The 17,981-nt window shown below is 39.7% G+C and carries 18 protein-coding genes and 2 pseudogenes; 3 read left to right on the top strand and 17 right to left on the bottom strand.

What is annotated here, in order from left to right; translation table 11 throughout:
- Nucleotides 1-3: 3 nt before the first annotated feature.
- On the top strand, nucleotides 4-549 hold the full coding sequence (locus PX700_RS06980; RefSeq protein WP_479520302.1) for a hypothetical protein: 546 nt from the start codon (nucleotides 4-6) through the stop codon (nucleotides 547-549).
- Nucleotides 550-610: 61 nt separating this feature from the next.
- Nucleotides 611-1,927: an O-antigen ligase family protein gene (locus PX700_RS06975; RefSeq protein WP_479520301.1), complete on the top strand. Its 1,317-nt coding sequence runs from the start codon at nucleotides 611-613 to the stop codon at nucleotides 1,925-1,927.
- 1,267 nt (nucleotides 1,928-3,194) lie between these two features.
- Here the strand turns inward: PX700_RS06975 and PX700_RS06970 are convergent.
- The 14 genes from PX700_RS06970 to yceD form a co-directional block, all read right to left on the bottom strand.
- Complete coding sequence (locus PX700_RS06970) at nucleotides 3,195-5,054, bottom strand: alkaline phosphatase D family protein (RefSeq protein WP_479520300.1); 1,860 nt, start codon at nucleotides 5,052-5,054, stop codon at nucleotides 3,195-3,197.
- Between the two features lie 4 nt (nucleotides 5,055-5,058).
- Nucleotides 5,059-5,838, bottom strand: coding sequence for a TatD family hydrolase (locus PX700_RS06965; RefSeq protein WP_007585741.1), 780 nt, complete (start codon nucleotides 5,836-5,838; stop codon nucleotides 5,059-5,061).
- A 115-nt stretch (nucleotides 5,839-5,953) separates the two neighbouring features.
- Nucleotides 5,954-6,280: a PilZ domain-containing protein gene (locus PX700_RS06960; protein ID WP_002962367.1), complete on the bottom strand. Its 327-nt coding sequence runs from the start codon at nucleotides 6,278-6,280 to the stop codon at nucleotides 5,954-5,956.
- 11 nt (nucleotides 6,281-6,291) lie between these two features.
- Nucleotides 6,292-7,206 (bottom strand): DNA polymerase III subunit, encoded by a 915-nt coding sequence (locus PX700_RS06955; RefSeq protein WP_121954227.1) that lies wholly within the window; start codon nucleotides 7,204-7,206, stop codon nucleotides 6,292-6,294.
- A 1-nt stretch (nucleotide 7,207) separates the two neighbouring features.
- Nucleotides 7,208-7,834: a dTMP kinase gene (gene tmk / locus PX700_RS06950; protein WP_007585737.1), complete on the bottom strand. Its 627-nt coding sequence runs from the start codon at nucleotides 7,832-7,834 to the stop codon at nucleotides 7,208-7,210.
- 5 nt (nucleotides 7,835-7,839) lie between these two features.
- Nucleotides 7,840-8,832, bottom strand: a complete 993-nt coding sequence (gene mltG, locus PX700_RS06945) for an endolytic transglycosylase MltG (protein ID WP_479520299.1) — start codon at nucleotides 8,830-8,832, stop codon at nucleotides 7,840-7,842.
- The gene (gene pabC, locus PX700_RS06940) at nucleotides 8,826-9,641 is read right to left on the bottom strand and encodes an aminodeoxychorismate lyase (protein WP_479520298.1); all 816 of its coding nucleotides are present in this window, start codon (nucleotides 9,639-9,641) and stop codon (nucleotides 8,826-8,828) included. The genes mltG and pabC overlap by 7 nt, the downstream gene beginning before the upstream one ends.
- A gap of 59 nt (nucleotides 9,642-9,700) precedes the next feature.
- Nucleotides 9,701-10,939 (bottom strand): beta-ketoacyl-ACP synthase II, encoded by a 1,239-nt coding sequence (gene fabF, locus PX700_RS06935; protein ID WP_479520297.1) that lies wholly within the window; start codon nucleotides 10,937-10,939, stop codon nucleotides 9,701-9,703.
- A 216-nt stretch (nucleotides 10,940-11,155) separates the two neighbouring features.
- Nucleotides 11,156-11,392, bottom strand: a complete 237-nt coding sequence (acpP, locus tag PX700_RS06930; RefSeq protein ID WP_002962377.1) for an acyl carrier protein — start codon at nucleotides 11,390-11,392, stop codon at nucleotides 11,156-11,158.
- A gap of 250 nt (nucleotides 11,393-11,642) precedes the next feature.
- The gene (gene fabG / locus PX700_RS06925; protein ID WP_479520296.1) at nucleotides 11,643-12,389 is read right to left on the bottom strand and encodes a 3-oxoacyl-ACP reductase FabG; all 747 of its coding nucleotides are present in this window, start codon (nucleotides 12,387-12,389) and stop codon (nucleotides 11,643-11,645) included.
- A gap of 11 nt (nucleotides 12,390-12,400) precedes the next feature.
- Nucleotides 12,401-13,327, bottom strand: a complete 927-nt coding sequence (gene fabD / locus PX700_RS06920; RefSeq protein ID WP_479520295.1) for an ACP S-malonyltransferase — start codon at nucleotides 13,325-13,327, stop codon at nucleotides 12,401-12,403.
- Between the two features lie 52 nt (nucleotides 13,328-13,379).
- On the bottom strand, nucleotides 13,380-14,420 hold the full coding sequence (gene plsX, locus PX700_RS06915) for a phosphate acyltransferase PlsX (RefSeq protein ID WP_479520294.1): 1,041 nt from the start codon (nucleotides 14,418-14,420) through the stop codon (nucleotides 13,380-13,382).
- 12 nt (nucleotides 14,421-14,432) lie between these two features.
- Nucleotides 14,433-14,603 (bottom strand): 50S ribosomal protein L32, encoded by a 171-nt coding sequence (gene rpmF, locus PX700_RS06910; protein WP_002962381.1) that lies wholly within the window; start codon nucleotides 14,601-14,603, stop codon nucleotides 14,433-14,435.
- 9 nt (nucleotides 14,604-14,612) lie between these two features.
- Nucleotides 14,613-15,137, bottom strand: a complete 525-nt coding sequence (gene yceD / locus PX700_RS06905; RefSeq protein ID WP_166421419.1) for a 23S rRNA accumulation protein YceD — start codon at nucleotides 15,135-15,137, stop codon at nucleotides 14,613-14,615.
- Nucleotides 15,138-15,268: 131 nt separating this feature from the next.
- Here yceD and PX700_RS06900 point away from each other — a divergent pair, with 131 nt between their 5' ends.
- Complete coding sequence (locus tag PX700_RS06900) at nucleotides 15,269-15,868, top strand: Maf family protein (RefSeq protein WP_479520293.1); 600 nt, start codon at nucleotides 15,269-15,271, stop codon at nucleotides 15,866-15,868.
- A gap of 9 nt (nucleotides 15,869-15,877) precedes the next feature.
- Here the strand turns inward: PX700_RS06900 and PX700_RS06895 are convergent.
- The 3 genes and pseudogenes from PX700_RS06895 to rluC all read right to left on the bottom strand — a co-directional run.
- Nucleotides 15,878-16,132: pseudogene (locus PX700_RS06895) on the bottom strand (HAD family hydrolase); the annotation flags it as partial.
- 259 nt (nucleotides 16,133-16,391) lie between these two features.
- Nucleotides 16,392-16,805: pseudogene (locus PX700_RS06890) on the bottom strand (HAD hydrolase-like protein); the annotation flags it as partial.
- Entirely contained in the window at nucleotides 16,802-17,761 is a 960-nt protein-coding gene (rluC, locus tag PX700_RS06885) for a 23S rRNA pseudouridine(955/2504/2580) synthase RluC (protein ID WP_415635784.1), read from the bottom strand. The gene rluC and the pseudogene PX700_RS06890, both read right to left, overlap by 4 nt.
- Nucleotides 17,762-17,981 lie beyond the last annotated feature (220 nt).

Raw genomic sequence — 17,981 nt, 5'->3', positions numbered from 1 at the left:
GAAATGAAAAAATTAATTTTAGCTGCTTTAGTTGCCAGTGCATATGCACTTACTGCTTTACCAGCCTATGCACAAACAGATAATGATACAGTCGTTCAAGAAACCAGCATAAATAGTATACTTGCTATATTAAACAATGTGACGGTTGATACAACACCTGAGCAACTGCGAGAAGAATTAGTCGAAGCTATTAAACGTATTTGTAAAAATAAAGAAAAAGTAGAGCTTGACGAAAAACTACTTAATGGTGCTTGTGGTGCTTCCGATATTGACGCGATGATTAATGCTGTTGTTGCTAGTTTTGGTGCAGACAGCCCGTTAATTTCAGATTTTTTAGCTGCTCTTTCCACCGCTGGATTTGATTCGGATACAATAACGCTTGCTGCAATTACTGCTGGTATTGATGCCACTATTGCTTCTGAAGCTACTGCGGCGGGCCCTGCCCCAGGTCAGGTAGCTCCTCCTGTTGTAAGCTTACCAACTCTTCCAACGCCCCCAGGTGCTGGCGGTACCGGTGGTGATACTGGGATTTCTGAAGTCGGTAACTAACCGTTACTTAAGTAATAATATAAACGCAGCTTTGGGCTGCGTTTTTGCTTTTGAGTTTATTTTGAATCGTTTCATATTCTTTTGTATCTGCGCCATACTGTTTTTATTGCCCCTTCCTTTAGGTAGTTATAGGCCTTGGGCTATTTTAGCTATGGGTATTTTAATTGCTGCTACGTTTTTCACTCACTTAATTAATAGTGTTATAAACGATAAGCAAGCGCTTTATCCTCCATTATATTCTTGGCCTTTATTTAGTGCACTTGGCGTCGTTGTATTGGTGTGTGGCATACAGTTATTAGGCACCAGTGTAGATGCTTTTCAAACAAAGCAGATGCTTCTTAAAACTGGCTTTATGATACTACTTTGCTGGTTAATATTTATTTACTGCAGTAATACTCTTCTGATCAAAAAACTAATTTATGCCATTATTTTTGCGGGTGTATTCCAAGCCTTATATGCCGGTTACTTAAACTTGTCACCCGATATTGTTAGCCCTTTTTTTAGCTACATACATACTGATCGTGCAATTGGAACATTTACATATTCCAACTTTTTAGCAAACTTTTTAGCTTTATGCTTATGTTTAGGTATTGGTGTTTTGATCAGCGAGTTAAAAAGAAATAATAGTGATTATAAACAGACCTTTGAGCAAACCATGCGAGCCTGGGCAGAAATACTTTTAAGCTCAAAAATAGTATTACGTATTTCGTTAATTATTATCATTGTTGCCCTTATTTTAACTCGAAGCCGCATGGGTAACTCCGCTTTTTTTATTGCACTTATGGTTGTTAGCTTACTCGCGTTTTTTATTTACAAACAAAAGCCTAAGTCTTTTAAATTACTTATAGTTAGTTTTTTTATTATTGATTTAATTATTATTGGCGCTATATTTGATGTAGAAAAAGTTAAACAGCGTATCAGCGAAACTAGCTTATATTCAGAAACCCGTGACGAAGTTGTACGTGACTCAATACCCCTTATTTTAGATAAGCCATTATTGGGCTCAGGTGGTGGTACATTTTACACTGCGTTTCCGGCGTATCAGTCTGAGCCTTATTCGGGTTACTACGATAATGCCCATAACGATTACGTGCAGTTTGCGGTAGAGCTGGGTATACCTGCTACAGCCGCACTGGGCTCACTTATACTCTATTGTTTGTGGTTATGTATTACGACTATGCGAAAGCGTAAGACAGCGCTTTTTCAGGGCGTTGCTTTTGGTTGTGCTATTGCAATTATAGATATGTTGCTGCATTCGACAGTCGATTACTCTTTACAAGCCGGCGCAAACTCAATGTTGTTTATGACTATTTTATGCTTAGCCATACTAACAAATAAGTTACCAGCGCCTAAACGCCCTAGAAAAGAGCATGGTTAAGTACAAAGCCAAGTAATTATCTAATATAGAGAGATTAGAAGCTGCGCTTCTCACGTGAGCAAGCTCTACGTCTACAAGTAAAAACCACACTCAAGCATAACCTGTAGACGCGCTGCTTGCTGGCGTTTAAAAGCAACGCTTTTATATTTAATCGAACTCGCTGGTATATCAATAATAAATTAACTCGATGCGACAACTAACTTGAAAAACTCCGGTGTAGCATAAGACGCCTCTGTATTCTCGGTGTTGAGACCAATTTTTTAAGTAATGAGAAGCTTCGCTTCTAACGTGAGCAAGCTCTACGTCTACAAGTGAGTTTAACACTGTGGTTAAACTCACTTGTAGACGCGCTGCTTGCTTGCGTTTAAAAGCAACGCTTTTATATTTAATCGAACTCGCTGGTATATCAATAATAAATTAACTCGATGCGACAACTAACTTGAAAAACTCCGGTGTAGCATAAGGCGCCTCTGTACTCTCGGTGTTGAGACCAATTTTTTAAGTAATGAGAAGCTTCGCTTCTCACGTGAGCAAGCTCTACGTCTACCGGTAAAATTTAACACTGCGGTTAAACTCACTTGTAGACGCGCTGCTTGCTGGCGTTTAAAAGCAACGCTTTTATATTTAATCGAATTCGCTGGTATATCAATAATAAATTAACTCAATGCGACAACTAACTTGAAAAACTCCGGTGTAGCATAAGGCGCCTTTGTACTCTCGGTGTTGAGACCAATTTTTTAAGTAATGAGAAGCTTCGCTTCTCACGCGAGCAAGCTCAGCGTCTACAAGTAAAAACCACACTCAAGCATAACCTGTAGACGCGCTGCTTGCTGGCGTTTAAAAGCAACGCTTTTATGTTTAACCGAACTCGCTGGTATATCAATAATAAATTAACTCGATGCGACAACTAACTTGAAAAACTCCGGTGTAGCATAAGGCGCCTTTGTACTCTCGGTGTTGAGACCAATTTTTTAAGTAATGAGAAGCTTCGCTTCTAACGTGAGCAAGCTCTACGTCTACCGGTAAAGTTTAACACTGCGGTTAAACTCACTTGATGCGGCAACTAACTTGAAAAACTCCGGTGTAGCATAAGGCGCCTTTGTACTCTCGGTGTTGAGACCCATTTTTTAAGTAATGAGAAGCTTCGCTTCTCACGTGAGCAAGCTCTACGTCTACCGGTAAAATTTAACACTGTGGTTAAACTCACTTGTAGACGCGCTGCTTGCTGGCGTTTAAAAGCAACGCTTTTACATTTATGAGTAACTTATTATTTATCTTCTAAATCAAACTCAGTTAAATGCCCTTCACCATGTATAAGTTGGTAGCGGGCTAAGTTTCCTTGCTCTAGTGTTATTAAACTAATAGCTGAGTCGCTTACTAAGTATTTTTGCCCTTCGCCTATGGTTTGGTGTTTATCTACTTCCATGTGCCAGCGTTTGGTAAAAAAGTTTAAGGGGCTTTTGGGGCCATATAAAATTGAATCGAGTTTATCGAGTATGTTTATTAATTTACGCGGAAATTCGTTTTTAATACCACTGGCGGTTAGTTGCCAAATTCGATTGGGATGATCGCCAAAACGCTTTTGCACCGAAAAGCAAAATGAGTAATGTACATCACCAGATAAAATAAGGGTTTCGTTTGGGGTGTCAGTTCGTCTAAAGGTATCGAGTAGCTTTTTGGCCGAGCCTTCGTGCGCCATCCAGTTTTCTACATCAACCATGAGCGGTTGACCACATATATTAAAAGCAGCCTGAATCGCTTCTATTGATTTAACACCAAATACAGGCGCTGGCGATACAATAATAACTTGGTCGTGGCTTAATAGGCTTTCTTCAAGCTCTGTTAGACGTTCCCAATCAAGTAAACCTGAGGGCTCGTTAAAGTTTTGCTCATTTCGCCAGCGGTGCGTACGTGTATCTAGCACCACTACTTTGGGTATTGTATTAAGTTCGTAATGCCAAAAACTAAAATCGTTTAGTGGTTTATCAAATGCTTTAAACTGCCAAATATTGTTGTTGTTTTTACTTTGCTTAAAGGGAGTTAAGAGCTCACCCGTTTTATTTAGTGCATCGTTCCCCATACCTTGGAACAACCAATAGCTAATTAGCCCGTTATTAATGATTCGTTTACTACTTGGGTTTTCATTTATAGCTTGCTCCCACCCAGCGGTGAGGTTCCAATCGTCAGTTACATCGTGATCGTCAAACATCATTAGCGTAGATACATTGGCAAACAACCGCTCTACTTCAGTTAAGCCTTTTGCATAGTCAATCAACGCTGATTTTTCGGCGTTAAAAATAGTTTTATATTTTTGATTTTTTCCAGCGTATGCCGTGTTTTGTATATCGACGCACTGCCATGCAGCACCGCTAAAGTTTAATAAATAAAGTGCTATATATTCTTCAAAATGGATAAGGTGGTTATATGCTTTTACACTTGAAAAATGCGGCTCGTCTTTTTTTAGCCAATAACCCACACCTAACTTTGAGCGTTTTTGCCAAGGCGTTTTTGGTAAATATAAGTGACGATTATAAAGTTGCTCATTTATATCGACCGGTAGCTCAATTGCCAGTGGTTGCTCTTTATAGATACCTAAGGCTTTAATTAACTGATGAATAATTAACAACATGGGCCCTGCTACGTCATCGGCATAAACCTGATCGCCGCTCAGTAATAACAATTGTGCACCTTGGTTATTATTACCGCGCTGAGTATTTTGCCAGTGACTTGCAGACACTAAGCTGTCTTTTGCTGGGTGGTGTGCATTACGGCACGAGCCATGCAAAATATCACTGAGTTTATTGGGGATTACAAATGCAGGCGTAGTTTGATTGCTATAACACCAAGGCGATAAATCAATTATTGCATCGTCAATGATGAGCTCATAACTTAATAATTTATCTACAGGAAACAAATTTTCTACTGGTTTTATAACAATAAAATGCAGGTATAAGTGCTGGCCTAAAGCGATAATTTGTTGTTCGCTATAACACTCTACATTTAATAAGTTTACTTGGCAGCTAGCCGATTTGGAGGTAGCAAACTGAATGCAGACTCCAATTTGCTCTGCACGGCGCACCATTGGCCCCATTAGTAAAATAGGAAGGTTTGCCGTGTGATTAATCATGTATTTAGCCTTTAGCTGCTAATTTAAATAAAGAATAAAAATTTTCTGTAGTCGCTTTAGCAAGCTCGTTAAAGCTAATGCCTTTAAGCTCACTAATATAATAAGCAACATCTTCTACGTACGCTGGCTGATTTGTTTGCCCACGATACGGTACCGGTGCTAAATAAGGCGAGTCGGTTTCTATTAGTAATCTATCTAGCGGTATTTGCTTTACTACTTCTTTTAGTTCAATAGCATTTTTGAAGGTAACAATGCCCGAAATAGAAATATAAAAGCCCATGTCTATGGCTTTTTTAGCCATATCCCAGTCTTCGGTAAAACAATGCAGTACGCCACCGCAGTTTTCGGCTTTGTGCTCACGCATTAAATTAATAGTGTCGGCGCGGGCATCACGAGTATGGATAATTAACGGTTTTTGTAATTCGTTAGCCACTTCAATATGCCCAACAAAGCTGGCTTGCTGCACTGCATGAGTATCTTTTGAATAGTAGTAATCAAGACCCGTTTCGCCAATAGCAACGACTTTTTCATGTGAAGCTAAGTCGATTAGTTGTTGTTTATTAAGGGCGTCTTTTTGATCAAGTGGATGTACACCGCATGAGGCTGATACATCGTCGTAATGCTTAATTTTATCAAGCATGCTTGGAAACTGATCAAGGGTTACGCTTACACATAAAAAGTGCTCTATTTGCTTTGCACGCGCTTTATCGAGAACTTGGTCAAGGTTTAAGTCTAGTTTATCAAAATCAAGACGGTCTAAATGGCAATGAGAATCTACAATCACTATAAGGCCTGTATTATGTTCAGGGTTTAAATTTGTTCTTTTAATTTATTATGTTAGCAATTAAAAGAACCCAATATAGGGTAGCGTTAATCTCAATGAAAAACCGACCCTATAACTACATGGTATATGTTTGATCGCCTGAGTTTAACATAGTCCCAAGTAGCTTTTCGATTTTAGCGTTTAGGTTTGTTTTATCATCTAAAAAGCTAATACCAATACCCGGAGGGTTAGAGCTTTGTGCGCCTTGTGGTGTGATCCACGACACTTTACCTGTTACTACGTCATCTTCTAGTGCATCGGGCAAGGTAACTCTAAGTGCTAGCGAATGCCCTGCTTCGTAACGCATATTAGTACGTACAAATAAGCCGCCTTTTTTTAAGTAAGGCATATAACAACGGTATAACTCGTCTAAATCGTCTATGTCTACTAGTAGTTCTTGCATGATTAATCCTTTTAAGAATTTCGCAATGTGTATGCTAATCGTGATACAGCAAGCGGTAAATTAAGGCCAAGTACTTGTGTGTTATTTTGTAAGAACTCGCCTAATGCATTTTGCGCACTTTGATAAGCGTCAAAACTCATACCTTGCAGTAATTGCTGCTTTAGTTGCACGCTTAAAAACAAAGTAAATATACGAACAAGCTCAGGCTGTTTATTTATTATATCGACTAACGCTTTGAAATTATGGCTTTGTTTAAACTCAGTTGCAAACTTATACAGTGTATCAATATTTTTTAGCTGGTCTTGCTGTTGCCAATGCTTTACTTGCAGCGGTTGGTTATAAAAAAGTGCTAACCAACTATAGTTAGGTATATCTAAAGTCTCTAGCCATTGCTGAGCAAGTGCCGTATTTGTTATTTTTACGTCACTTTTAGCACAACGACTTAAAATAGTTGCAGGAAGCTGTGCTGGTTGGCTTGTGGTTAATATTAAAAAGCGGCTATTAGTTGGCTCTTCAAGTGTTTTTAACAATGCGTTAGCGGCTGCAGTGGTCATTTTTTCGCAATTTTCGATTATCGCTACTTTATTGCCATTTTGCGCAGCTGAGTGGTTCATAAAATCACTAATGCCACGTATATCATCTACGCCTATGCTTTGCCCATCAACTTGCGTTAAGCGCTTGTCGGGATGAGTGCCAGCAAGAGTAAGTAAGCAGCTTTTACACTGCCCGCAAGGTTTTAGCATACTGTTTTGCGCAGCTACCTGCTTAGCTATATTTTGGCATAACAAAGCATTACCAAGCTCATCACTTAATTCAAATTTACCTACGCCAACAGGCCCACAAAATAATTGCGCATGATGAAAACGCTCTGCGCGATAACTTTGTGCTAAACGTGCTTGAGTATCATGTAGCCAAGGCAATGGCATATTATTTTAGGCCTTCAAAAAATGAATGCAGTACATTGGTTATATCACGATGTACTTTATCAATACTTTGGTTTGCATCGACCGTTTTAATTGTGTTGTCGTCATTAGCAAGCTCAACATAACGCATACGTGTACGCTGAAAAAACTCAATAGCTTCTTGTTCAATACGATCAAGCTCACCACGCCCTTTTGCACGTTCAAGGCCTATCACTGGGTCAATATCGAGGTAAATAGTTAAATCGGGCTTTAAGCCCTTTAACACCATTGAAGAAAGTGAAGCTAATGTATTTGAGCTAATACCACGCCCACCGCCCTGATAAGCCTGAGATGATAAATCATGACGATCGGCAAGTACCCATTGGCCTTTATCAAGCGCTGGGGTAATAACATTGTGCATTAACTGCGAACGAGCTGCGTACATAATAAGCAGCTCGGTTTCAAAGGCGATTTCTTCTTCATGTTCTGCTTTTACAAGCGTACGAAGCGATTCAGCCAATGGTGTGCCGCCAGGTTCGCGGACATTAATGAAGTCTATTTTTTGTTTGTTTAAAAAGTCTTGGCATAACGAAATAGCGGTTGATTTACCCGCGCCTTCTAGCCCTTCTATTACTATAAATTTTGATTTCATAAAACTTAATTCTTTTTATTTAATATATACGTTTTAACTGCCGCATTATGCTGCTTTAACGTGGTTGAAAATTGGTGGCTGCCGGTACCATCGCCTTTTGCTACAAAGTAAACGTATTCACTTTGAGGCGGATTAACCGCTGCTAAAATAGCGGCTTTTGAAGGCATTGCAATTGGTGTTGGCGGCAAGCCATTAATGCGATATGTATTGTAAGGCGTATAATCGCGCAAATCTTTGTATTTAATATCGCCATCAAAATCGGCGCCTAGTCCGTATATTACGGTTGGGTCTGTCTGTAAGCGCATATTAGTATTTAATCTATTAACAAACGCTGATGCAATTAGCGGACGCTCGCTAGCAAGGCCTGTTTCTTTTTCAATAATTGAGGCCATTATAAGTGCTTTGTATGCTGTTTTGTAAGGGAGATCAGCTGCGCGCTGCTGCCAAGCATCGTCTAACGTTTGCTGCATTTTTTGTGCGGCACGTTTTAATACACTGCTTGCAGTATCGTTATTATGATAATGGTAAGTGTCGGGAAATAACCACCCTTCTAGATGCGTATTATTACCCAGTATTTGAGTACTTAGTTCGTCAGTTTTTAAATCGTTTTGTAAATTATCGGCCTTTTTAATAGCACTTAGTACTTCACGTAAGTTTTGCCCTTCAATTATGGTAAAACTAAAATTGATTTGCTGGCCTTGATTAATTTTTTTTACGTTGTTGATAACGCTATCGGCTGTTAGCTCGTAAAGCCCCGCTTTTAAGTCGGTAAGTGTTGGGTCTAATTTGGCAATTACCTGATAACGCCAGCAACTCTCCACCCAGTTATTAGTTTGCCATTGCTGACATAATTTATTAAAACCAGTGCCATGCTTAACTTCAAATTGTGTGCTTTTAGCTACCTTTAGTGGGCTATTTATTGTTGCTTGTAATTGCTGATAACCAATAGTAGTGGTTATAACAGCTAAAAAAAGTACCGATAAAATAACTTTTAACACTCAGCCTCCTTGGCTAATAATTTAGTTAATAATGCATGGCTATCATCTGTATTAAACACCTGTTGCTCAATACGTTTAACAGGTACTGCTCCCATTAAGCTATTACACACAAATACGGCGTCTGCTTGGGTTAAGTCTTCTACTTTTACGCGTTTAAATTCAACAGGCAATTTATCACATAACGATTGTAGATAAACGCCCTTTATTCCGCACTCATCAAGCAATGGCGTAAACACACACTTATTTTTAATCGCAAAAATATTAGCTGCTGAAGCTTCAATTACATTGTTATTGTAATCAAGCACGAGTACATCGTCGCAGTCTTGTGTTTGCATTTCTTTTTTAATTAGTACTTGCTCAAGCCGGTTTAATGTTTTAAGGCCTGCTAAATAAGGCTGTGCCGCTAATTTAATCGGGCTTATTTCGAGATTTACACCCTTTTTAGCAATCGCACTGTAATTACTCGGGTAATCTAATACACTCAATAATATAGTGACATTACACTCACTTGGCAGCCCATAACCACGTCCGCCTTCGCCTCGCGTTACCAATATTTTAAGCACATTTAGCTTTGCGTTTTTTATATAGTGAGTAATTTGGTTTTCAAGGCTAATAAAGTCTAACTCAGGAAAACTCAAGCGCTCTGCGCATTCAATCAAACGCGCTTTATGATGAGCCCAATACTGTACTTGCCCTTCAATAACCTTAGCCGTTGTAAAAAAGCCATCACCGTAATTTAAGCCCCTGTCACGCGTGCTTAAAGTGCTGTTTTGATCTGCTGCTATTATTGTTTGCATTTTGTTTGGCATATAAAAAAAGCCCAGTTAAACAACTGAGCTCTTATAATTTGATTCGTTGTTAAAAAAGATTATACCTTTTTAAATAGCAACGAGCCATTAGTACCACCAAAACCGAACGAGTTACATAATGCAAAGTCTAACTTTGCATCACGTGCAGTGTGAGCAATGTAATCTAAGTCACACCCTTCGTCTGGGTTATCAAGGTTGATAGTTGGCGACACTTTTTGAACTGTCAGCGATAAAATCGAAATAATCGATTCAACCGAACCTGCAGCACCTAACAAGTGACCCATCATCGATTTAGACGAGCCTACCATTACATCTTTAGCTGCATTACCAAAAATAGACTTAACAGCGGCAGTTTCTGCTTTATCGCCTGCGTTTGTAGATGTGCCGTGTGCGTTAATGTAACCAATTTGCTCTGCATTTACTTGCGCATCATTTAGTGCGTTTTGCATTGCAAGTGCCGCGCCCGCACCATCTTCTGGTGGTGACGTCATGTGGTACGCGTCGCCACTCATACCAAAGCCTACAAGCTCAGCATAAATTTTAGCGCCACGTGCTTTAGCATGTTCGTACTCTTCAACTACAACAACACCAGCACCGTCAGAAAGCACAAAGCCATCGCGGTCTTTATCCCAAGGGCGAGAAGCCGCTTGTGGCGAGTCGTTACGTGTTGAAAGTGCACGCGCAGCATTAAAGCCACCCATACCAATTGGGGTACACGCTTTTTCTGCACCGCCAGCAACCATTGCATCTGCATCACCGTAGGCAATCATGCGAGCTGCATGGCCAATATTATGCAAACCAGTAGTACAGGCAGTTACAATTGAAATATTTGGACCACGAAGTCCATGCATCATTGATAAATGACCTGAGATCATATTAATAATGGTAGACGGCACATAAAATGGCGATAACTTGCGCGGACCACTGTTTAATAGTTTAATGTGGTTTTCTTCGATAAGTGTTAAGCCACCAATACCTGAACCTACAGCTACACCTATACGTGTTGCGTTTTGCTCAGTAATTTCAAGGCCTGAATCTTTAAAGGCTTGAACACCCGCTGCAATGCCGTACTGAATAAACAAGTCCATTTTTTTAGTATCTTTCGCTGACATGTATGCAGTTGCATCAAAGTCATTTATTAAACCAGCGAATTTAGTACCAAATTTTGATGTATCAAAGTGCGTTATTGTTTGAATGCCACTTTTACCATCTAATAAGCCTTGCCAGGTTGATTGAACATCATTACCTAGCGGCGTCAACATTCCTAAGCCAGTTACGACGACTCGACGTTTAGCCACGGTTTGCCTCCAATAAGGGATATTTTACAAGGGGATGATCATACCCAAGCTACCTCAAAGTGCTAGTCCCAAAATAGATTAAAAACGCATAACACAATCAAAATTAATTTTTAGCTAAAATTGAGCATGGAGATTTAAGTTTTGGATCACGAACTTTGAGGTGGTTTGGATATAAAAAATTAAAGGCAGCGGATGCTGCCTTTAACGTGCGATTAATTACTCAGCGTGTGCTGTTACGTAATCGATAGCAGTTTGTACTGTAGTGATCTTCTCAGCTTCTTCATCTGGGATCTCAGTATCAAACTCTTCTTCAAGAGCCATTACTAGTTCAACAGTATCAAGAGAATCTGCACCTAGGTCATCTACGAAAGAAGATTCATTTTTAACTTCTTCTTCTTTAACACCTAGTTGTTCAATGATAATTTTCTTTACGCGTTCTTGGATATCGCTCATTCTTCTTTCCTTTATTAAAAACGCCAATGCGTTATTTTCAGATTGCGGCGTAGTTTACGCCGCATAATTCTCTGATTCAATGATTTGACCATAAATAATTGTCTGGTCAAACCTCTGAGTGTGTGTTTTGTCATTTATCGCTTATTTTCACAGCGATTTCAAGTATGTTTAAAGCAAGTTCACAAATAATTCAATGTTTTTGAGGTAACTTACTTAACTTTATCAAGTAGCAATCTAGGTACAATGGCGATTAAACCATGTACATCGCGCCATTTACATGCAAAGTTTCGCCTGATACATACGCAGCCGCGTCAGATGCTAAATAACATACTGCAGCCGCAATTTCGTCAGGTTGGCCTAAACGCCCTGCTGGAACATTTGCAAGTGTTGCTGCTTTTTGCTCATCAGTTAAATCATCAGTCATGTCTGTTTGAATAAAACCAGGTGCGATTACGTTAACTGTAATACCGCGTGATGCAACTTCGCGCGCAAGTGACTTAGAAAAACCAATTACACCCGCTTTAGCTGCTGCATAATTAGCTTGACCTGCATTACCCATAGTACCCACTACTGAGCCAATGTTAATAATACGGCCTTTCTTTTTCTTCATCATTGGACGAAGTACCGCTTTAGATAAACGGAAAACTGAGCTTAAGTTGGTGTCGATAATATCTTCCCACTCAGTCTCTTTCATACGCATTAATAAGTTATCGCGTGTGATACCTGCATTATTTACAAGTACGTCAATATCGCCTAAATCTGCTTTTATTGCAGCAAGTGTTGCTTCTATTGATGCAGGATCGGTCACGTTTAATGCATAACCTTTACCATTTTCACCTAGGTACTCACTAATTTTAGCAGCGCCTGACTCACTTGTTGCAGTACCTGCAACTTTAGCGCCTTGTGCAACTAATGTGTTTGCAATTGCTTTACCAATACCACGGCTGGCGCCAGTAATTAGGACAACTTTGCCCTCTAAAGAAAATAAATTAGACATTTTATATACTCTTATTTAGCTGCAGCGATTGAAGCGGCGTCGTTTACCGAACCACAAACCATTGCTTTATCAATTCGTTTAGCAAGTCCTGTTAATACTTTACCAGGACCAAATTCGTAGCTTTGTGTTACGTCTTGTGCAACCAAGGCTTGTACTGTTTCTGTCCAGCGGACTGGGCTGTAAAGCTGGCGTACTAGTGCATCTTTAATTGCATCAGCTGACGCTTGTGCTTTTACATCAACATTATTAATTACATCACACTTAGGTGTATTAAATGTTAAAGCGGCTAAATCAGCTGCTAGCTTATCAGCTGCTGGCTTCATTAGTTCACAATGTGAAGGTACGCTAACAGAAAGTGGTAATGCGCGTTTAGCACCTGCGTCTTTACATGCTTGCGATGCTCTATCTACTGCCGCTTTGTGCCCTGCAATAACAACTTGACCCGGAGAATTGTAGTTAACTGGAGATACAACCTCACCTTGCGCTGAGGCAGCACACGCCGCTTTAATTTCTTCATCGCCTAAGCCAATAATAGCAGCCATTGAGCCTACGCCTGCTGGCACAGCTTCTTGCATGTATAAACCACGGTTTTCAACAAGCTTTACGGCTTCGCTCAAGCTTAGTACGTCGCTACATACTAACGCTGAGTATTCACCTAAGCTGTGACCGGCCATAACAACGTCTGTATCAGGGTTAGCCGCTAACCAATCACGGTAAATAGCAACACTTGCAGTTAGTAATGCAGGTTGTGTGCGGTGAGTTTGATTTAATTTTTCTTCAGGACCATTAAGAACTAGCTCTGCTAAGTCGTAACCCAGTGCGTCTGATGCTTCTGCAAATGTTGCTTTAACAATGTCAGAGCTCTCTAGTAGCTCTTGTAACATACCCACGCTTTGTGAGCCTTGACCTGGGAATAGAAGTGCAATTTTTTGTGCCATACTTTGCTCTTTTTAATTAAACAAATAAATAATGAAATACACGGCACATCAATTATTGATTAACCGCCGTGTCTTTAGAATGTGTTTTTTCGAAAATAGCGGCTATTTTATCAGGAAGTTGACGTTCAACCTCTTTTACCGCTTCATCAATTGCTGCTTGAAATGCTTTAGCTGACGCATTTCCATGACTTTTAACGACAATACCGCGCAATCCTACCAGAGAAGCACCGTTATACTGGTCGGGGTTCACCCTTTTATAGAGTTTTTTTATTATTGGACGCAATATAAACGCCATACATTTATATAAAAGGTGCTTTTCGAGTGCGGCTGTAAACTTATTCATAATAAGCTTGGCAATGCCTTCGCATGTTTTAAGTGCCACGTTACCCACAAATCCTTCGCATACAATAACATCAGCCTTACCCGAAAAAATATCACTTCCTTCGCTGTAACCAATATAATTAATATGTGGGCTTTGCTGCATTAACTGTGCAGCTTGTTTAATGTCGTCGTGGCCTTTAATGTCCTCAGCGCCAATATTTAATAAACTAACGCGAGGATTATCCAAACCAAGTGCTTGTCCTGCAACAATAGAGCCCATAATGCCAAACTGATAGAGCATTTGCGCATCACAATGCACATTAGCACCTAAGTCGAGTAAATATACTGGGTTTTTAAGCTCTGTAGGAACAGACGAAATGAGTGCGGCACGTTTAACACCTGGCAGCATTTTTAATACATAGTGAGCCATAAAAAATAGTGCGCCGGTATTACCGGAGCTGACACATGCTTGAGCCTCGCCCGATTTAACTAAATCAAGGGCAACACGCATAGATGAATCTTTTTTTGAACGCACAGCAATTGCAGGTTCACATGCATTAGTGACTATTTCACTACAGTGACGAATTATGAGTCTAGGATGAGGTAGAGAATCGAGGGATTCGAGTTCTTTAGATATAACGTGTTCATTGCCACATAAAATGAGAGTTAAATTGGCATGAGCATTTACCGCACAAACGGCAGCAGGAATAGATGAACGGGGGCCGTAATCGCCCCCCATCATATCTAACGCTATGGTTAGATCTTTCAGCATATAAGTAATCTCTTATTTAGAAATTACTTGAACGCCTTTGTAGTAACCATCTGCAGTCACATGGTGACGACGATGAGTCTCACCAGATGTTTGATCTACAGTTAAAGTTGGACCACTGATCGCATCGTGTGAACGGCGCATGCCGCGTCTTGCACGAGACTTTTTGCTTTTTTGTACAGCCATAGTCTTCTCCTAAGAATCTTTCTTAAGTTGTTTCAAAATATCAAATGGATTAGGTTTATCATCTTCCGCCTTTAATACACCAAAGCTGGCAGGCTTTGCTGAATAACTGCATGAAGCTTCGTTGTGGGTAGCCACTAATGGAACTGCTAAAATTAGCTCGTCTTCAATTAAATCAAAAACGTTAATTTCACCATTTTCATCAAGCGCTACTTCATCGTAGTCTTCTGGAAAAATATCCAACTCTGTATCTTCACCTACTGGTGAATATGCAAAGTCTTGAACCAAATCCAACCCTAAATCACCATTACAACGTTGACAAATGACAGTAACGTGTGTGGACAAATTGCCTCTAATCACAGCGAAACCTTGATCATCGTTTTTGCAATGTATTTTTACCGCTATTTCACCTACTTCTTCCTGCACAACTTTCTCTAAACGAGTAAGTTTTTCAAGCGGTACAATTCCGTCATACTTTAAACGGTGCTGCGCTGCTTTGCCTGGATGAAGAGTGATGGGAATTTTCACCTTTTGCATAGGGGCTGCATCATATAGATAGTTAGTTTGTTAGTCAAAGTAAAAAACCATTTTTACTTGGTTTTTAACGTGTTTTACTCACGGATCTGATTTATCCTAACTCAATCTGAATTATTGAAGGAAAACAGTCCGTGAAGCACTCACTTATCTTAGCGTCAAGCTCGCCTTTTAGGCAGTCTTTATTACAAAAATTTAATTTACCATTTGATACGTTTTCACCGGATGTTGACGAATCAGCACTTGAAGCCGAAACACCTACTGAACTGGTTAAGCGTTTAAGTGAATTAAAAGCCTCAGCAGCTAATAAACACTTTAACAAAGGGTTAGCTATTGGATCAGACCAAGTTGCTGTGTTTAACAATCAAATTTTAGGTAAACCACATAATAAACAAAATGCCGTAAAACAACTAAATTTATTTAGCGGTAATACTGTAACATTTTTAACAGGGCTTTGTGTTTACGATATTGTAACTGGCGCTAAAAAAACGTGTGTTGAACCCTTTGATGTTACTTTTAAAATACTTAGTGACGCACAAATTAGTGCTTATTGCGACGCAGAGCAGCCTTATAACTGTGCTGGTAGTTTTAAGAGTGAAGGGTTGGGTATTTGTTTATTTGAAAAGTTAAGCGGAGACGATCCTAATAGTTTAATTGGATTGCCGTTAATTAAACTCAGCCAATTACTGGCTGAGTTTGGTATTGATGTGCTTACTGCTCAAAACAAGTTCTAGTTAAATAAATTAGCCAAGCAAAATCTGTTGCAGCTGCAGATAGTTATCTACCGTTGCAACGGGGCTAAGTTCATTTAGTTGCTGAGCGTTGTGTACACCCATAGTTACACCAATTCTATCCATGCCAGCGGCTTTTGCCATGTTCATGTCTATTTGAGTGTCACCAATCATTACAGCGTCATTAGCGTTTATGCCAAGCTCTTCTAGTAATTGATACAACATATCTGGAGATGGCTTAGATTGCGCTTCGTCGCTAGGGCCTGTTTATCTTTCGAGGTTAAATTTGCAGCAGACTGTTTGGTATTTAGGCAAGACAGAGCCTATGTAGTGTGGTTATTCCCCATAAATAGGCGATAACGCAGCATAAATGCCAAACATGCGCTGCCCGAAGGGTTCTGCCTAGGGGCGATTTACTCTTTGTTGCTCGGTTTTTACTTAGCCCACTAGGTTACAAACTTCACGCCGCGATTAAATCGCCCCTAGATTGAGCAAATTTAATCCTGAAAGGTCAACAGGCCCTAATACGCGTTGCACTAAAAAAATGGCGCAATTTACTTTTTTCAAGTAAACGCTCTAATCCACCTCGACCTTTACCTGTAGCAACGGCTAAAATAATGCCCTGCTCTTTTAAGGTACCTAAAACGCTGGCAACATTGTCAAATACAGGAGTAGGTGTGGTATCCACACTATACTGATGCTTATAACCAGAAATTAACGCTTGATGCTGCGCTGCATTATTGGGAAATAAAACATCAATTGCTTTTTCAAGCGACATACCAATAATATTCTTAATTGCTAAATCACTTGGTGGCACAATGTTAAGTAACTCAGCACTACTTCGAATACAGTTAACTATTTTAGTGACTGAATCCATAACTGTGCCGTCCCAATCAAAAATAACGAGCTTATATTTTTTAATTGGAGTCACTGCAATCATAGTTTTGCATCACGTAATTTTAGTAATGTACTTTTAAGCGTTTTATCCAGCGGTGCTTCTACTCGCATCGTTGTTTCGTTTTTAGGATGATAAAAAGTTAAATCGTGTGCGTGTAAAAACAATCGGTTTAAACCAACTTTACGCATAGAATCGTCAAAACCCTGATCGCCGTATTTATCATCGCACGCTATTGGGTGGCCTTTACATTGCGTGTGCACACGAATTTGGTGCGTACGTCCTGTTACAGGCGATGCTTGTACCAATGAGCAATCATTAAAGCGCTCTAGTACCTTAAAGCGAGTATGTGAAGGTTTACCCTCAGTGTTATCTACGCGTACTACACGCTCACCCGATTTAAGCGTGTTTTTACGCAGCCCTTCGGTTACGTTTTTAGTTTTAGAGTCCCACTGCCCTTCTACAAGCGCCCAATAATTTTTTTCCATTGTTTTTTCACGAAGTTGCTCATGCAATGCGGTTAACACCGAACGACGCTTCGCGATAAGTAAACAACCCGATGTGTCACGGTCAAGCCTATGAACTAGCTCAAGGCTACGTTCTTCTGGGCGAAGTGCGCGTAGTGCTTCAATTAAACCATAACTTAAGCCACTGCCACCATGAACAGCCATACCTGATGGCTTATTGATAACGATGAGGTATTTATCTTCAAATAAAATATCGTTTTCAAGGCGCGTTACTTTGTCTAATTTTGATGGAACAAATTCTTCACGCTCAGCAACCCTAATAGGGGCAATACGAAGTACATCGTCAAGCTGCAATTTATATACAGGCTTAATACGCTTTTTATTAACGCGTACCTCACCTTTGCGCAAAAGTTTATAAATAGCGCTTTTAGGCACCCCTTTTAAATGGGTAATAAGAAAGTTATCAATACGCTGACCTAAATGGTCTTCGTTGATCGTGACATAAGTTACTTGTAAGTCGTTTTTTTCTGACATTGCCTAATCACTAATTTAAGTAAAATAATTTAGTTGCTAACACTGTAATAATAGTGGGATAATCAGCAGCGCAAATATTTAGTATTTGCAAATAACAACGGTGCTTTTTAACACATTAAAACATTCGTGATGCACATTCTGGGTAGCCGATCATACAGATCCGAGTTAAGTTTTCCAAAGCTTTTATGTCTCCTCAGTTAACACGTGCGCTCAATTAACG

It is taken from the genome of Pseudoalteromonas sp. TP27 (assembly GCF_056470645.1).
Note: the sequence above shows the minus strand (reverse complement) of the source record. Positions and strands in the feature narration are given on the sequence as shown.

What these genes read in the sequence shown, in the direction of transcription:
- PX700_RS06980 (WP_479520302.1), top strand. Translation starts at nt 4, where the DNA reads ATGAAAAAATTAATTTTAGCTGCTTTAGTTGCCAGTGCATATGCACTT.
- PX700_RS06970 (WP_479520300.1), bottom strand. Translation starts at nt 5,054, where the DNA reads ATGATTAATCACACGGCAAACCTTCCTATTTTACTAATGGGGCCAATG.
- PX700_RS06960 (WP_002962367.1), bottom strand. Translation starts at nt 6,280, where the DNA reads ATGCAAGAACTACTAGTAGACATAGACGATTTAGACGAGTTATACCGT.
- PX700_RS06955 (WP_121954227.1), bottom strand. Translation starts at nt 7,206, where the DNA reads ATGCCATTGCCTTGGCTACATGATACTCAAGCACGTTTAGCACAAAGT.
- tmk (WP_007585737.1), bottom strand. Translation starts at nt 7,834, where the DNA reads ATGAAATCAAAATTTATAGTAATAGAAGGGCTAGAAGGCGCGGGTAAA.
- pabC (WP_479520298.1), bottom strand. Translation starts at nt 9,641, where the DNA reads ATGCCAAACAAAATGCAAACAATAATAGCAGCAGATCAAAACAGCACT.
- acpP (WP_002962377.1), bottom strand. Translation starts at nt 11,392, where the DNA reads ATGAGCGATATCCAAGAACGCGTAAAGAAAATTATCATTGAACAACTA.
- fabG (WP_479520296.1), bottom strand. Translation starts at nt 12,389, where the DNA reads ATGTCTAATTTATTTTCTTTAGAGGGCAAAGTTGTCCTAATTACTGGC.
- fabD (WP_479520295.1), bottom strand. Translation starts at nt 13,327, where the DNA reads ATGGCACAAAAAATTGCACTTCTATTCCCAGGTCAAGGCTCACAAAGC.
- plsX (WP_479520294.1), bottom strand. Translation starts at nt 14,420, where the DNA reads ATGCTGAAAGATCTAACCATAGCGTTAGATATGATGGGGGGCGATTAC.
- rpmF (WP_002962381.1), bottom strand. Translation starts at nt 14,603, where the DNA reads ATGGCTGTACAAAAAAGCAAAAAGTCTCGTGCAAGACGCGGCATGCGC.
- yceD (WP_166421419.1), bottom strand. Translation starts at nt 15,137, where the DNA reads ATGCAAAAGGTGAAAATTCCCATCACTCTTCATCCAGGCAAAGCAGCG.
- rluC (WP_415635784.1), bottom strand. Translation starts at nt 17,761, where the DNA reads ATGTCAGAAAAAAACGACTTACAAGTAACTTATGTCACGATCAACGAA.